Source organism: Luteibacter sp. UNC138MFCol5.1 (assembly GCF_900110505.1).
GTDB lineage: Bacteria > Pseudomonadota > Gammaproteobacteria > Xanthomonadales > Rhodanobacteraceae > Luteibacter.
On sequence record NZ_FODZ01000001.1, the window covers coordinates 316,053 to 330,930 of the forward strand.

General features: G+C 69.2%; 12 protein-coding genes. 5 read left to right on the forward strand and 7 right to left on the reverse strand.

Annotated elements, in window-relative coordinates:
• Window positions 1-417 precede the first annotated feature (417 nt).
• Together BMY69_RS01425 and BMY69_RS01430 are read right to left on the reverse strand one after the other, a co-directional pair.
• Window positions 418-1,359 (reverse strand): patatin-like phospholipase family protein, encoded by a 942-nt coding sequence (locus BMY69_RS01425; protein ID WP_090057962.1) that lies wholly within the window; start codon window positions 1,357-1,359, stop codon window positions 418-420.
• A gap of 10 nt (window positions 1,360-1,369) precedes the next feature.
• Window positions 1,370-2,359, reverse strand: coding sequence for a helix-turn-helix transcriptional regulator (locus tag BMY69_RS01430; RefSeq protein WP_090057958.1), 990 nt, complete (start codon window positions 2,357-2,359; stop codon window positions 1,370-1,372).
• Window positions 2,360-2,576: 217 nt separating this feature from the next.
• On the opposite strand from BMY69_RS01430, the gene BMY69_RS01435 reads away from it, so the two are divergent.
• The gene (locus tag BMY69_RS01435) at window positions 2,577-3,512 is read left to right on the forward strand and encodes a hypothetical protein (RefSeq protein WP_090057955.1); all 936 of its coding nucleotides are present in this window, start codon (window positions 2,577-2,579) and stop codon (window positions 3,510-3,512) included.
• Window positions 3,513-3,585: 73 nt separating this feature from the next.
• Window positions 3,586-4,443 (forward strand): DUF481 domain-containing protein, encoded by an 858-nt coding sequence (locus tag BMY69_RS01440; protein WP_090057953.1) that lies wholly within the window; start codon window positions 3,586-3,588, stop codon window positions 4,441-4,443.
• A gap of 39 nt (window positions 4,444-4,482) precedes the next feature.
• On the opposite strand, the gene hemC is transcribed toward BMY69_RS01440, so the two are convergent.
• From hemC to BMY69_RS01465, 5 genes are all read right to left on the reverse strand, one after another.
• The gene (gene hemC / locus BMY69_RS01445) at window positions 4,483-5,403 is read right to left on the reverse strand and encodes a hydroxymethylbilane synthase (RefSeq protein WP_090175077.1); all 921 of its coding nucleotides are present in this window, start codon (window positions 5,401-5,403) and stop codon (window positions 4,483-4,485) included.
• Window positions 5,404-5,510: 107 nt separating this feature from the next.
• Entirely contained in the window at window positions 5,511-6,224 is a 714-nt protein-coding gene (locus tag BMY69_RS01450) for a LytR/AlgR family response regulator transcription factor (RefSeq protein WP_090175078.1), read from the reverse strand.
• On the reverse strand, window positions 6,202-7,263 hold the full coding sequence (locus BMY69_RS01455; RefSeq protein ID WP_090175553.1) for a sensor histidine kinase: 1,062 nt from the start codon (window positions 7,261-7,263) through the stop codon (window positions 6,202-6,204). The genes BMY69_RS01450 and BMY69_RS01455 overlap by 23 nt, the downstream gene beginning before the upstream one ends.
• Window positions 7,264-7,307: 44 nt before the next feature.
• Complete coding sequence (locus tag BMY69_RS01460; protein ID WP_090057946.1) at window positions 7,308-7,976, reverse strand: alpha/beta hydrolase; 669 nt, start codon at window positions 7,974-7,976, stop codon at window positions 7,308-7,310.
• A 161-nt stretch (window positions 7,977-8,137) separates the two neighbouring features.
• Entirely contained in the window at window positions 8,138-10,240 is a 2,103-nt protein-coding gene (locus BMY69_RS01465) for a prolyl oligopeptidase family serine peptidase (protein WP_090175079.1), read from the reverse strand.
• A 146-nt stretch (window positions 10,241-10,386) separates the two neighbouring features.
• Between BMY69_RS01465 and BMY69_RS01470 the strand changes: the two genes are divergently transcribed.
• The 3 genes from BMY69_RS01470 (at window position 10,387) to kdpA (ending at window position 14,876) form a co-directional block, all read left to right on the forward strand.
• On the forward strand, window positions 10,387-12,801 hold the full coding sequence (locus BMY69_RS01470) for a S9 family peptidase (protein ID WP_090175080.1): 2,415 nt from the start codon (window positions 10,387-10,389) through the stop codon (window positions 12,799-12,801).
• Between the two features lie 264 nt (window positions 12,802-13,065).
• Window positions 13,066-13,158: a K(+)-transporting ATPase subunit F gene (kdpF, locus tag BMY69_RS01475; protein WP_090057938.1), complete on the forward strand. Its 93-nt coding sequence runs from the start codon at window positions 13,066-13,068 to the stop codon at window positions 13,156-13,158.
• Window positions 13,155-14,876: a potassium-transporting ATPase subunit KdpA gene (kdpA, locus tag BMY69_RS01480; protein ID WP_090175081.1), complete on the forward strand. Its 1,722-nt coding sequence runs from the start codon at window positions 13,155-13,157 to the stop codon at window positions 14,874-14,876. The genes kdpF and kdpA overlap by 4 nt, the downstream gene beginning before the upstream one ends.
• The last annotated feature ends 2 nt before the right edge of the window (window positions 14,877-14,878 follow it).

Consider the following 14,878-nt stretch of genomic DNA (forward strand, 5'->3'; position numbering starts at 1 on the left):
CACGGCCTCAAAAGATGTCGCGCCCAGGTGCGCTCCCACAAGGAGGGGCGCCGAGGCCGTTGTGGGAGCGGACCTGGCCGCGACAGCTTTTCGCCGCGGTCTTCAAGGTGGCGCGCCAGCTCCAGGGCACGGCCTCAAGACATGTCGCGCCCAGGTGCGCTCCCACAGGTGGGGCCCCCAGGCCGCGACAGCTTTTCGCCTCGGTCTTCAAGGTGGCGCGCCAGCTCCGGGTCACGGCCTCAAAAGATGTCGCGCCCAGGTGCGCTCCCACAGGTGGGGGTGCCGAGGTTGTCGTGGGAGCGGACCTGGCCGCGACAGCTTTTCGCCGCGGCCTTCAACGTGGCGCGCCAGCCCAGGTCACGGCCTCAGAAGATGTCGCGCGCAGGGCGCGCTCCTACAGCGAGCCAGGCCGCGGGATTACCGCGCCAGGGTGCGCGGCGACCAGGTGTCCAGCATCTGCGCGGTGCGCTCGCGGCCCAGTTCGATGAGTTCGCGCGCGCGGTAGAACTCGTACACCGCCGAGACGTTGCGCGGGATCTCCACCAGCAGGTCCGGCGGATACGCGGCGAGGCGCAGGCGCGAGAGGTTGGCCTGCATCAGGTCCATCGACTGCGTCATCAGGTCGAAGGCGCCGGGGTCGCGGATCTTCCCTTCGCCATGCGGCAGCACCTTGCCGATGAGACGGCTGATCCTCCGCACGTACCCGGCATCGGCGACCGCGGCGACGTCCTTCTCCGGCGATTTGCGTAGTTCGGCGGCGCCGTCGACGCTCACGGCTATCACGTAATCCGCGTCTTCGCGCATCAGCGGAAGGACGGGCAACGGGTTGAGCAGCGCGCCGTCGACGAGGCGGCGGCCCTCGTGCGCGTACGGACGGAATAAGGTCGGGATCGCGATGGACGCGCGGATCGCGTCGAACAGCGGCCCCCGGGTCAGCCACACCTCCCGCTCGCGATCGATGTCGGTGGCCACCGCGGTGTAGGCGATGTCGAGCTCCTCGATGTTCACCTCGCCGATCAGTTCGCGCAGCGCGGCCATGATCCGGTCGCCCTTGATGAAGCCGCCGCCGGAAAAGCTCCAGTCCACGAGGCGCAGCACGTCGAAGCGCGCGAGGGTCGAGACCCAGTCGCGATAGATGTCGAGCTTGCCCATCGCGTAGATGCCGCCGATGAGCGCGCCCATCGACGTGCCCGCGATCGCGACGATCTCGAACCCGCGCTCCTCGAGCACCTCGATCGCACCGATGTGCGCGAGGCCCTTCGCCGCGCCGGCGCCCAGCGCGAGAGCGACGCGCGGCTTCCGTGGATCGCCGCCGGAAGCCGGCACCGCGCCGGGATCGGCGATATCGAGCTCGCTCATGCGCGTCCTGTCAGTGATGGTTGCCGTTGGCCTGGTAGCCGGACAGCGCCAGCTGCAGCAGGATCTTCATTTCCTCGCGCAGCGGCAGCGGCGAGACGATCTCGGCGTCGGGCCCGTACTTGAGCACGTCCATCAGCAACTCGCGGGAGTTCGAATACGGCACCTTCAGCTCGTAACGGCCGTCGGGCAGCCACTCGCCCTTCTGCTGCGAGTGCCAGTGCTCGTCGGCGACCCAGCGCGCCGCGTGCGACGAGAAGCGGATCGTCGCCCAGGCCTTCGGCTTGCCGGCGAAGATGCCGTAGCTGGAGGCGAGCAGTTCGTTGAGCTCCGCGTCCTCGACGTCCTTCGCCTTCGCGTCGAGCGCCTGCGGATCGGCGATCCGGTCGACGGCGAAGCTGCGCAGCGCTTCGCGATCGTGGTCCCACACATCGAGGTACCAGTTGTCGCGGTAATGCGTCAGGCGCTGCGGCGAGACGGTGCGCTTGGTGTCGGAATTGGTGGTGCGGGCCTTGTAGCGGAACGTCAGCTGGCGCCGTTCGAGCACCGCGCCGGCGACGATGCGGAACACCTGCTGGTCCATCCGGCGCGCGCCCCACGAGATCACGCGGATGCGATCGACCGGCAGCGCCTTGCCACTGCCGTGGTCGGAGAGCAGGCGCTCGATGCGGGCCTTGAACGGCGCGAGCGCGCCGGCGAGGACGCCCGGATCGGATCGTCCGATGAGTTCGTTCAGCGCCATCAGCGCCGCGAGCTCGTCGCTGGTCAGCCAAAGGCCGGGCAATTCGAAACTGTCGCCTTCGCCCGCCTCGTAGCGGAAGGAGGCCTGCTCGCCCGCCACGCTCTGCACGGGTGCGCCCAGCGCGTCGCGGAGGAAGGCGACGTCGCGGTACAGCGTGGCGCGCGAGCACTCCAGCTCGTCCATCAGTCGCGAGAGGGGCACCGGGTAATGGGCCGACTTCAGCAGCCGGTGCAGGGTCAGAATGCGCTCGTAGCGGTCCATGAGGTGTCGCCGGCAGGTGGAGCTTCGGAAAGTGTGTCCGCGTGGACGTGATGCCCATATCTACGCGTCTCAAGCATGAGGTCGGCCGCGGCGCTCCGCAAGAGAAAGCGCAGCCGCGACGGGTAGGAACCCGCTGCCCTGGCCCGCGCGGTTTGCGCCGGGGGCCATAAGGCGCAAAAATGCTGCTTTGCGATTCTCCCCAAGGCCATCCCCGACCATGGTGGAACCGAACGAGGCTCGCTCCGCGGTGCTGGGCCCGATGGGCCGGCCGGACGCGGGGGGACCTGCCCGCAACCTGTTCTCCACCCCGATCGTGGTCGTCCAGACGGCCACGGCGACCGGTTACGGCCTGTGGATCGTGCTTGGCGCCGCGCTGGCCCTGGGCCTGTACGCGGACGGTCGCGGCGAGGTGCTGGCGCCCCTGGCGATCGGGCTGGTCCTCACCGGGAGCGGGCTGCTGGCGACGTGCCTGCGCCTTCCCTTCGCCCGCGACTGGCACGGCTGGAACCCGGCGCAGCGCATGATGCCCACGCTCGAAGGCATGATCGCGATGATGTCGTTCCTGCCGATGCTGGCGCTCGCCGGCCTGGCGCGGGGCGAGAACGACTTCTGGGCCACCCGCGTGGCGGGCGGCGCCCTGGCGGCGGGCAGCCTCGCCACCCTCGTCTATACAGCACGGGCGGCGGCGCGGGAGCTTCCGCCGGCGGTGGCGACGATCGCCAACGTCTGGCCACTGGGCCGCACCGTATCCGCGCTGTTCTCGGGCGGCCTCTGGTTCTGGGCCTGCGTCGCCTCGCAAGCCGAGACGCCGGCGCATCCGGCCGATCCCTGGCAGTTCGCGCTGTTGGCCGTGGCGCTGGCGCTGGGACTCGTCGAAGGCGTGCGCTGGCGCGCCCTGGGCCAGGTGGCCGAGGAACATGGCAGCGGCGCGGAAATCGCCACCGGCCGCGGCGCGATGGGCCTGCTGGGCTGGCGGGTGGCCGTCGCGATTCTCTCCGTCGGCCTTCCGTCGATGCTCCTGCTGTCCCATCCGGCCGGCCAGGCGCATGCGCTGGCGGCCGGTCTGGGGGCGTTAAGCTGCGTTATCGGTCAATGTCTCGAGCAGCGCCTCTTCGGGCGCGCGTACGTCCGGCTCCTTTCAGGCCGGCGTTGAATAAATGTATGGCGCGGGGGCGCCGACTCGCCGCCGGGCAACCAACAGATTCCATTCCACATCCGGGTAGACGATGAAAAAACTGCTGATCGCCACGCTCGTCCTCGCCGCCATGCCGTTCGCGGCATCGGCCCAGGACGCCAACGCGAATACGAACTCCAACGCCGCGCAGAACGGCGGCTGGACAGGCTCGGGCGAATTCGGTTTCGCGTCGTCGCGCGGCAACTCGCGCTCCGAGAACGCCAACGCCAAGCTGGGTCTGAGCCAGGAAAACGAGGTGTGGAAGAACAACTTCTACCTCAACGGCCTGCGCTCGAAGGGCGAGGTCACGGTCGAGGACCAGGACGGCAACCCGGTCGACAAGTTCAGCACCACGGCGAACCGCTACGACACCGGCGCATCGGTGGGCTACAAGTTCGATCCGCGCAGCTACATCGTGACGGCCGCGCGTTACGAGCACGACGACTTCGGCGCCAACATCTGGCAGGGCATCATCTCGGTCGGCTACGGCTACATCGCGCTGAAGAACGAGCGCGCCGAGCTGTCCTTCGAAATCGGTCCCGGTTTCAAGCGCTACCAGCCCGCCAATTCGACCCGCCCGGTGCTCAACCCGGACGGCACGCCGGCGACCGACGCGCAGGGTAACGCCCTGAACGAAACCTACAAGCCGGACGCCGAGAAGGAAGTCGTCGGCCGTGGTCTGGTCAACGCGAAGTATCGCCTCACCGACAACACCGCGCTGGAAGACACGCTGCTGGTCGAAGCGGGCTCGAAGAACCAGTACTACCAGAACGACGTCGGCCTCTCCGTCAGCATGACGAAGAAGATGGCGCTCAAGGTCGGCTACCAGATCCGCTACAACAGCGACACGCAGCCAGGCACGGTCAAGACCGACAAGCTGACGACGACGAACCTCGTCTACAACTTCTGATCCGCCGGAAGGCGAGCCCCGGCGATGGCGCGTCCCGCGTCAGCGCTGGGGCTTCAGGAACGCGTCCGCGCCCTGCGCCAGCAGCATCGCGGCGACTTCGTGGCCCAGTTCCACCGGGTCGTCGGCCGCGTAGTCGGCCTGGGCGACGATCAGGTCGCCCGTGGCCGCGTTGCCGACCATGCCGTGCAGCGTGAGGCCATGTTCCGCGACCACGCACCAGGCGCCGATCGCCACGGCGCAGCTGCCGCCGAGCCGGGCGTTCATCGCGCGCTCGGCGTTCACCGCGACGAGCGTTTCCTCGTCGTTGATCACGGCAAGAAGCTCGGCGACGCGGGCATCCTGCGCCCGCGACTCGACCGCGATCGCGCCCTGTCCGGGCGCCGGCAGCCACTCGGGGCTGGCCAGCCGCTGCGTGATCCGGTGCGACATGCCGAGGCGGTCCACGCCTGCGCAGGCGAGGATGATCGCGTCGTAATGGCCTTCGTCGAGCTTCGCGATGCGCGTGTTGATGTTGCCGCGCAGGTCGAGCAGCTGCAGGTCTGGACGCAGCGCCCGCAGCAGGGCTTGCCGGCGTAGCGACGAGGTGCCGACGCGGGCGCCGTTGGGCAGGTCGGCGATGCTCGCGTGCGCGTTGCTGATGAACGCATCGGCCGCATCGGCGCGCGGCAGGATCGCCGACAGGACGAACCCAGGCTCGAGTTCGGCCGGCACGTCCTTCAGCGCGTGCACGGCGATGTCCGCGCGGCCATCCTGCATCGCGATCTCGAGTTCCTTGAGGAACAGTCCCTTGCCGCCGATCGTGGCGAGCGAGCGGTCGAGGATCTCGTCGCCACGCGTGGACAGCGGCACCAGCTCCACCACGAGGCCGGGGTGCGCCTGGCGCAGTTGGGAGGCGACGTGTTCCGCCTGCCAGAGGGCGAGGGCACTCTTGCGGGTGGCGATGCGAAGCGGTGCGGTCATGACATTCCCGGCGGAGCGATCGACGAAGTCCCCTATTGTCCCGTCCGCACGGGTGCCTGTCACGTCGCGAAACGTCGGCGGGACGCCAACGAACGGCCCGCGCCGCGTCAGGCGCCGGGCATGCGCAGCAGCTGGCGAACCGCCGGGAGATTGCGGCGGCTGACCTCCGGCGTGACGTCCGTTCCCGAGAGACGCGCGAGGACGCGGCCATCGGCAAGGGTCTTCAGGCCGAGCAGGCGCGTGCGCGGCACCAGGCAGTTGCGATGCAGGCGCACGAGCCGCTCGCCGTGCGCGGTCTCCAGTTGGCGCAGCGACTCGTCGATCAGCCACATCCCGCCGCCGTGATGCACGGCGACGTATTTCTCGTCCGCCAGCAGGTAGTGCACGTCGTCGAGCGCGACGCGGACCTCGTCCGCGCCGCTGCGCGCCCGCAGCCACGCGCCGCGATCGGGTCGCGGCGCCGGACGCCTCGCGTTCGCGCGGTCGAGCGCCTCGTCTAGCCGCTCCGCGCGCACGGGTTTCAGGAGGTAATCCGTGGCGCCGAGATCGAAGGCGCTCAGCGCGTGCTGTTCGTAGGCGGTGCAGAACACGACCTGCGGCGGCGCGGGGAGCGTCGCGAGGCGGCGTGCCGCCGCCGTGCCGGTCAGTCCGGGCATCTCGACGTCGAGCAGCACGACATCGGGCGCGAGGCTCGCGCAGGCTTCGATCACGGCGTCCCCGTCGCCGACCTCGCCCACCACGACCACGTCCGGTCGGCGCGCCAGCAGGCCGCGCAGGCGGACGCGCGCGAGTGGCTCGTCATCGGCGATCAGGACGCGCATGCGCGGTCTCCGGCAGGAACAGGGTGACGACGAAACGGCCATCGCGCGCGGCGGCGTCCGCCGTGGCGCGCTCGCCGAAGTGCAGGCGCACGCGCTCGCGCACGTTGCGCAGGCCGTGCCCGGTACCCGGCGTCGTCGGGGTGTCGGCGAGCGGGTTGTCGATGGTGAACGTCACGCCGCCCTTCACCGTGCGCGCCGCCAGGCGGATCGTGCCGCCGCCGCGGTTGGGCTGCACGCCGTGGCGGATGGCGTTCTCGACCAGCGGTTGCAGGAGCAGGCGGGGCAGCGGCAGGTCGCTCGGCACGTCGATGTCGCGTTCGACGCGCAGGCGATCGCCGAGTCGCAGCGTTTCGATCTCGAGATAGCGATCTACCAGCGCGAGTTCCTCCCCGAGCGTTCCTGGTGTCGAGGTGTCGCTGCCGAGCGCCGCGCGGAAGAGCTCGGCGAGATTCTCGACGGTGCGCTCGGCGGCGTCCGGATCGACGCGGATGAGCGTCGCCACCGCGTTCATGCTGTTGAAGAGGAAATGCGGACGAATGCGCGCCTGCAAGGCGTCGACCTGCGCTCGCGCCGTCGCCGCGACACGTCCCTGCCACTGCGCGACGACGTAAAAATAGCGAAGCAGCCCCGCGCCGAGCAGTCCGGTGGCGAGCGTGCAGTCGCGCACGAAGCGGAAGCGCGACGGCGGACTCAGGCCGAGCTCGAGGTTGTGATCCACCCAGCTCAGCGCCGCGGCGCTCACTCCGACGGTCAGCACCAGCAGCAGCCACACCGCCGCGTACGGCCACATCCACGAGAGACGCTGCATCCACGGCCGCAGCTTGCACAGCGCCACGGTGAGCAGGATCGACAGCCAGCTGGTGAACAGGACGGCGATGCAGAAGTCGCGCAGGTCGCCGTCGTTGCCCGGCGCGAGCCACATGAGCGTGACCGTCAGGGCACCGACCACCACCAGCGCGAAAAGCACCGGCAAGCTGCAGAAATCGGGCAGCGGTGCCGATGCCGGACGGGTAGGTGCGGGCTGCTCGATGGCGGACATGCGGCGAGTATGCCGGATGCCCGGCGGCGTCGCCGCGCGATGCATCACGCGGCCGCGAAACGCTCCGTCATCCAGCCGCGGATGTCGACGATCTCGGGCAGGCTGACCTGGTGGGCCATCGGGTAGCTGTGCCAGTCGATCCGGTGACCGAGGGTTTCCAGCGCCTGCCGCGACTGCTCGCCCAGCGCGATCGGGACGATCGGATCCGCGCTGCCGTGGCCCCAGAAGATCGGCGTCGCATGGTTCGCACCGCTCCGCTCGGCCTCGATGGTGTCGTGCAGCGGCAGGTAAGCGGAGAGCACCACGATGCCCGCCAGCGACTCGCGGTGGCGCAGGCCCGCTGAAAGCGCCATCGCGCCGCCTTGCGAGAACCCGGCGAGCACGATGCGCGACGCGGGCACGCCGCGTTCGACCTCGCGCGCGATCAGGGTCTCCACTTCGCCGATGGAGGCGCGGATCCCCTCGGCGTCCTGCCGGTCGGCGATGGCGAGGCCCTTGATGTCGTACCACGCGCGCATCGGCACGCCGTTGTTCACGGTCACCGGGCGCACGGGCGCATGCGGGAAGACGAAGCGGATTCCCGGCCACGACGGGTCGACGAGCTCCGGCACGATCGGCGCGAAATCGTTGCCGTCCGCGCCGAGGCCGTGCAGCCAGATGACGGACCAGGTCGGCGAAGGCTTGGTTTCGTGTTCGACGGTGGGTAGCGGCATGGCGATCATCCTTCAAGCAATGCCAGGCATGCTAGCAGGCGAGGTGGTCGGGCGAAGCAACATGGTGGGAGCGGCCCTGGCCGCGACATCTTTTTGCCGAGAGCCGCAGGTCCTGTTGCTCACGGCCTCAAGAGATGTCGCGCGCAGGGCGCGCTCCTACATCATTCGCCCAGGCCCAGCTCGGTCGCGAAGAACGTCATCGACAGGGCCTGGTTGCCCACGCGCTGGCTGAAGGGCGCACCGATGCCGTGGCCCGCGTTCATGCGGGTGAGCAGCAGGACCGGCTGGCCGGACGTGGTGGCGTCCTGCAGCGCGGCGGCGAACTTGCGCGACTGCCAGGGCGCGACGCGTGGATCGTTCGCGCCCGTGGTCAGCAGCACGGCCGGGTACTTCGTGCCCTTCTTCACGTTGTGCAGCGGCGAGTACGCGAGCGTGGCCTTCGCCTGTTCCGGATCGATCACGGTGCCGTACTCGCTGACGTTGTACGGGCCGTTGGCGAACGCGGTCTCGTGGCGCGGGACGTCGTAGATGCCGACCGAACCGACGACGGCGCGGAACTGTTGCGGATGCTGCGTGAGCGCGGCGCCCATGAGCAGGCCGCCGTTGCTGCCGCCGAGGATGCCGAGGTGTCCCGTGTCGGTCCACTTCGTGTCGATCAGGGCCTGCGACGCGGCGTAGAAGTCGTCGAACACGTTCTGCTTGCGCAGCTTCTGGCCCTGTTCGTGCCACGCCTCGCCGAACTCGTTGCCGCCGCGGATGTTGGCGTAGGCCAGCACGCCGCCGCGCTCCAGCCAGGCGAGGTTCGCGCCCACGAAGCCGGGGGTGACCGGAATGCCGAAGCCGCCATAGCTGTACAGGATGGTCGGGCGCTTGCCGTTGGGCGTCGTCCCGTCCATCGCGATCACGGTGACCGGGATCTTGCTGCCGTCCTTCGAGGTGCCTTCGACGCGGGTGACGCGCAGCTTCGAATAATCGGCCGCCGGCTTCACCTCGAAGATCGTCTTGATCGCGCCCGTCGCACCATCGTATTCGGCCCAGTGCGTGGGCTGCGTCCAGCCGGCGTACGTGATGAGCGCCTTGTCCTGGCCCTTCTCCGCGGCCACGCCGCCGATCGCGATGCCGGTGGCGGGAAGCGGCACGCGGCGGACGAAGGCGGCCTTCGCGTCGTACTGGTCGGCCCACCAGTCGGGACCCGCGCTGCGGACCACGAGGAAGCCGCCGCCGAGCGCGGTGACGTGCTGGATCGCACCCTTGCCTTCCGGCAGGACGTCGACGGCCTTGCCATCGGCGCCGATGCCCACGACCTTGCCTCGCGGCGCGCCGGCGAAGGTGACCACGTAGAGGCGGTCGCCGACCCAGCTCGCCGAACGCGCGTCCGCCTCGCGACCGAGCACCTTCCGGAAGCTGCCGCCGCCGTCGCGGACGAAGACGTCGGCGGGGCCGCCATCGCCTTCGTTGGCGAGCAAAGCGGTCGACCTGCCACCGTTGCCTTCGAGCAGGATGTACTCGGCGACGTGCGAATACCCCTTGCCGAACACCGTCGTGTCCTTCGCCGCCGGCTGGCCGATGACGTGGTGGGCGAGGTACGCGTCGAACTCGCGCAGCGGCTTGCTCTTCGTCGGCGCGTCGAAACGCGCGTAGGTCACGCCTTTCTCGTCGGCATCCCAGGCGAGCGCCTGTGGCGTCGTACCTCCGCCGGCATAGGGCAGCTCATCGGCGAGCGCCTTGCCCGTCGTGGTGTCGAGGATGTGGATGGTGGTCAGCTCGCTGCCGCCCTCGGCGGTGCCGTAGGCGAGATAACGGCCGCTCGGCGAGGGCCAGTACGCCGTGATCGCGGTGCTGCCGTCACCCTGGTTGAGGTCGACCAGCGTGCGCTTCGGGCCGTCCGGCCAGGACTGCGCGACCAGCACCGGCTGTGGCTGCGGCGGCGTGTTCTCGAAATAGAAGAGCGTGCCGCCCGCGAGCGTCGGCGACGATCGCGTCGTGGAGGTGATCGCGAGTTCGCGGATGCGCGCGCTCAGTGCCTTGCCCAGCGGCATCGCGCCGATGGTCGCCTCCGTGTACGCGTTCTGCGCCTCGATCCACGTCGTAACCTCCGGTGCCGTCGGGTTCTCCAGCCAGCGGTAAGGGTCGTTCACGGCCTGGCCGGCGAGCGTTTCCGAGACCACGCGCTTCGGCGTCGCCGGCGGGGTCGTCGAGGCCGCGTGGGCGCCGAAGGCGAGGAACAGGCTGGTGGCGAGAAGGCGAGGAACGATGACGCGCATGGGGAGACTCCCGGGGAGGATTCCCGAGGGTAGTAGGACCGCGCCCTGCGCGCGACCGCTTTTCGCGACGAACCCACGGCCCGCTCCCACCATGCGTTGCGCGCGCCTACCGGGTAAGCTCGCTCGTTTTCACGACGGACCGCCCGATGCGCGTACTCGCCACCGCCCTGCTGACCGTGCTCGCCGCCGCGCCCGCGCTCGCCGCGCCGCCGCCGCTGGACATGGAAACGATCATGGCCGACCCGGACTGGATCGGCCCGGCGGTCGAAGACATCTACTGGAGCGTCGACGGCGGCCAGGTCTATTACTCGCAGAAGCGCGACGGCAGCCCGGTGCGCGATCTCTGGCGTGTCCCCGCGCGCGGCGGCGCGCCGGAGCGGCTCGATCCCGCCGCCGTCGCGCAGGCAGACGGTGGCAAGGCCGTGTTCGACCGCGAGCACCGCCGCGCGGCCTTCATCCGGCATGGCGATGTCTTCCTGCGCGACCTCGCCAGCGGCGCGACCGTGCAGGTGACGCGCTCGTCGGCGAAGGAGAGCGAACCGCGCTTCTCCGCCGATGGCCGCCTGCTCACCTTCCGCGCCGACAAGGACTGGTTCACCTATGCGGTGACGGGTGGACCCGTCGCCCGGGCCGCCGAACTCGAAGAGAAGGACGATCCGAAGGCGAAGAAGCCCGATGCCCTCGCCGATGAGCAGCAGTCGCTGTTCAGCACCTTGCGTGGCCTGCGTGCGGACGAGGCGGCCATGACCGCCGACGCGGACGTCCTCGCGGCGGCCGATCCGAACCGCGCGCCCAAGGCGTTCTGGCTCGGCAAGAACACGAGCGTCGCCGATACCTCGCTGTCGCCCGACGGCCGCTGGCTGCTCGTCGTCACGCAGGCGAAGGATGCCGACACGGGCAAGGTGGCCGACCTCACCCACTACGTGACCGACTCCGGCTACGCCGAGCCCGAGGCCACGCGCCCGTACGTCGGCCGCAACGATCCGGCGCCGCAGTCGCTGCGCCTGCTCGACCTGAAGACGCACGCGAGCTACGACCTCGACACCGGCAAGCTCCCGGGCATCGGCGAGGATCCGCTCGCCGGCCTGCGTGCGAAGGCCATCGCCAGCCTGCGCAAGGACGGCAAGGCCGATCGTGCCGATGCGCTCGCCGCGCCGAAGACGCGCCCGGTCATCGTCAACGGCGAATACAGCCCGGGCATCGTGTGGAGCGACGACGGCCAGCGCGTCGCGGTGCAACTGCGCGCCATCGACAACAAGGACCGCTGGATCGCCACCGTCGACTTCGAACGGCACGCGCTCGTCAGCCAGCACCGACTGACGGACAAGGCGTGGATCAACTGGGACGGCAACGACTTCGGCTGGCTGCGCGACGGCCGCACGCTCTGGTACCTGAGCGAGGAATCCGGCTATGCCCACCTCTACGTGCGTGCCCCCGGCGGCAAGGCCACGGCGCTGACCGCCGGCCGCTTCGAGGTCGACCATCCGGTGCTGAGCCCGGACGGCACGCGCTTCTACGTGCGCAGCAACAAGGTCGCTCCCTACAGCTACGACATCTACAGCGTGCCGGTGCAGGGTGGCGAGCTCGCGCGCGTCACCTCGTACCAGGGCCTCGACGACTTCGCGCTCTCGCCGGACGGCCTTCAGCTGGCCGTGCTGCACTCGTCGCCGTACATCCCCTCGCAACTGGCCACCACCGGCGTCGACGGCGCCTCGCCGCGCGACCTGACCGACACCCGCAAGCCCGCGTTCAAGGCGCGCGAGTGGATCGCGCCGACCATCGTCGGCGTGCCGTCGACCCATGGCGCGGGTACCGTCTGGGCGAAGTTCTACGGTCCCGCCGATGCGGCCGCCGCGGCGTCGCGTCCCGCCGTGATCTTCGTGCACGGCGCCGGTTACCTGCAGAACGTGCACCTGTCGTATCCGGCGTACTTCCGCGAGCAGATGTTCCACAACCTGCTCGTGCAGCGCGGCTACGTGGTGCTCGACATGGACTACCGCGCGTCGAAGGGCTACGGCCGCGACTGGCGCACGGCGATCTACCGCCAGATGGGTCACCCGGAACTCGACGACCTGCTCGACGGCAAGGCGTGGCTGGTCAAGGAGCACGGGGTGGACCCGAAGCGCGTCGGTATCTACGGCGGCAGCTACGGTGGCTTCATGACGTTGATGGCCCTGCTCCGCACGCCGGGCGAATTCGCCGCGGGCGCCGCGCTGCGCCCGGTCACGGACTGGACCAGCTACAACCACGAATATACGTCGAACATCCTCAACGATCCGCAGATCGACCCGGAAGCTTACAAGGCGAGCTCGCCGATCCAGTACGCCGACGCCCTGTCCGATCCCCTGCTCATCGAACATGGATTGATCGACGACAACGTCCTGGCGAGCGATTCGATACGGCTTTACCAGCGCTTCATCGAACTACACAAGAAGAACTTCTGGATGTCGCTGTATCCGCTGGAACGGCACGGTTTCGTGCACGCGGACTCCTGGTACGACGAATACCGGCGCATCGACGAGCTGTTCCGCGAGAAGCTGGAGCCGGCGGCCACGAGGTGACATGGCGCGTGGTCGCCGGTGCCCACGGCGACCACGCACGGTCTTCGCGACCGCGCCCCCCCAACGAAATTTACGCAAACGTTACGCCCCGCCCCCGCCGCGATACACCGTAAATATCGCGTAAGTCGAACAATGCGCGCCGTTATCCCCGACGGAACGCTCCCGTGGAACTCCTGTACGTCCTGCTCGTCGTCGTCCTCACGGCACTGACGATCGGCTTCCTCATGATCTGCGACCGCCTCGGTCGCCGCTGAGGAACTCGCCATGTCCATTTCCTACACGGTGGCCGCCCTCGTTGCGGTGGCGCTGACCGGTTATCTCTGCGTCGCACTGCTCAAGCCGGAGTGGTTCGAATGACCGCGAACGACGTCTTCCAGATCGGCCTGTTCCTGGCCGTGCTGCTCGCGCTGGTCAAACCGGTCGGCCAGTACATGGCGCTCGTCTTCGCCGACGAGCCCAACCGCGTCACCCGCGTCGGCGCCGGTGTCGAACGCCTGCTCTACCGCCTCGCGGGCATCCGCGCCGACGAGGACATGGGCTGGAAGCGCTACGCCATCGCCATGCTCGTGTTCAACGTCGCCGGTCTCGCGGTCGTCTACCTGCTCCAGCGCACGCAGCAGTGGCTGCCGCTGAACCCGCAGCACCTCGCCGCCGTCGCGCCCGATTCGGCCATGAACACCGCCATCAGCTTCGCCAGCAACACCAACTGGCAGGGCTACGCGGGCGAGTCGACCATGAGCTATCTCACGCAGGCGCTGGGCCTGACCGTGCAGAACTTCCTCTCGGCCGCCACCGGCATCGCCGTGCTGATCGCGATCGTGCGCGGCTTCGTGCGCCGCGGCGCCAGCACGCTGGGCAACTTCTGGGTGGACATGACCCGCGCGACGCTCTACGTGCTGCTGCCGCTGTCCGTCGTGATCGCGCTGCTGTTCGTATCGCAGGGCGTCGTGCAGAACATCGCGCCATACCTCGACGTCACGACGCTCGAGCACGCCCGGCAGACGCTGCCGATGGGCCCGGTCGCTTCGCAGGAAGCCATCAAGATGCTCGGCACCAACGGCGGCGGCTTCTTCAACGCCAACTCCGCGCATCCGTTCGAGAACCCGACGCCGTTCTCCAATTTCGTCCAGATGCTGGCGATCTTCATCATTCCGGCGGCACTTTGCTACACGTTCGGCAGCATGGTCGGCGACCGCCGCCAGGGCTGGGCGATCCTCGCCACCATGCTGCTCCTTTTCGTGCCGCTGACCCTCGGTCTCGTCGCCGCCGAACAGGCCGGCAATCCGGCGTTCCACGGCCTGGCCGTCGACGCGCAGGCGAGCGCGCTGCAGGCCGGTGGCAACATGGAAGGCAAGGAGACGCGTTTCGGCATCGCCTCGTCGGGCCTGTTCGCGGCGATCACCACCGCGGCCTCGTGCGGCGCGGTGAACGCGATGCACGACTCGCTGACTCCGTTGGGCGGCCTCGTGCCGATGTGGCTCATGCAGCTGGGCGAGGTCGTCTTCGGCGGCGTCGGGTCCGGCCTGTACGGCATGCTCGCCTTCGCGGTCGTCGCGGTGTTCATCGCGGGCCTGATGGTCGGCCGCACCCCGGAATACCTCGGCAAGAAGATCGAGGCGCACGAGATGAAGATGGCGAGCCTGGCCGTCCTCATTCCCTGCGCGCTGGTGGTGATCTGCACCGCGATCGCGGTGATGGCGCCGGCCGGTGTCGCCGGCGTGGCCAACCCGGGCGCCCATGGCTTCAGCGAAATGCTTTACGCGGTGACCTCGGCGTCGAACAACAACGGCAGCGCGTTCGCGGGTCTTTCGGCCAACACGCCGTTCTGGAACGTCCTGCTCGGCATCTGCATGTTCCTGGCGCGCTTCCCGCTCGCGATCGCCATGCTCGCGATGGCCGGCTCCCTCGCCGCGAAGCGTGCCGTTCCGGTGTCCGCGGGCACGCTGCCCACGCACACGCCGCTGTTCGTCGCCCTGCTGGCGTGCGTCGTCATCGTCGTCGGCGCACTGACCTTCCTCCCGGCGCTGGCCCTCGGGCCGATCGCCGAACAACTGATGTCCGCCACGGGCCACTGATC

Excerpts from the sequence above, each read along its gene's own strand:
- BMY69_RS01450 (WP_090175078.1), bottom strand. The coding sequence starts at position 6,224 with ATGCGCGTCCTGATCGCCGATGACGAGCCACTCGCGCGCGTCCGCCTG.
- BMY69_RS01440 (WP_090057953.1), top strand. The coding sequence starts at position 3,586 with ATGAAAAAACTGCTGATCGCCACGCTCGTCCTCGCCGCCATGCCGTTC.
- kdpA (WP_090175081.1), top strand. The coding sequence starts at position 13,155 with ATGACCGCGAACGACGTCTTCCAGATCGGCCTGTTCCTGGCCGTGCTG.
- BMY69_RS01430 (WP_090057958.1), bottom strand. The coding sequence starts at position 2,359 with ATGGACCGCTACGAGCGCATTCTGACCCTGCACCGGCTGCTGAAGTCG.
- BMY69_RS01460 (WP_090057946.1), bottom strand. The coding sequence starts at position 7,976 with ATGCCGCTACCCACCGTCGAACACGAAACCAAGCCTTCGCCGACCTGG.
- BMY69_RS01425 (WP_090057962.1), bottom strand. The coding sequence starts at position 1,359 with ATGAGCGAGCTCGATATCGCCGATCCCGGCGCGGTGCCGGCTTCCGGC.
- hemC (WP_090175077.1), bottom strand. The coding sequence starts at position 5,403 with ATGACCGCACCGCTTCGCATCGCCACCCGCAAGAGTGCCCTCGCCCTC.
- kdpF (WP_090057938.1), top strand. The coding sequence starts at position 13,066 with ATGTCCATTTCCTACACGGTGGCCGCCCTCGTTGCGGTGGCGCTGACC.
- BMY69_RS01435 (WP_090057955.1), top strand. The coding sequence starts at position 2,577 with ATGGTGGAACCGAACGAGGCTCGCTCCGCGGTGCTGGGCCCGATGGGC.
- BMY69_RS01465 (WP_090175079.1), bottom strand. The coding sequence starts at position 10,240 with ATGCGCGTCATCGTTCCTCGCCTTCTCGCCACCAGCCTGTTCCTCGCC.
- BMY69_RS01470 (WP_090175080.1), top strand. The coding sequence starts at position 10,387 with ATGCGCGTACTCGCCACCGCCCTGCTGACCGTGCTCGCCGCCGCGCCC.
- BMY69_RS01455 (WP_090175553.1), bottom strand. The coding sequence starts at position 7,263 with ATGTCCGCCATCGAGCAGCCCGCACCTACCCGTCCGGCATCGGCACCG.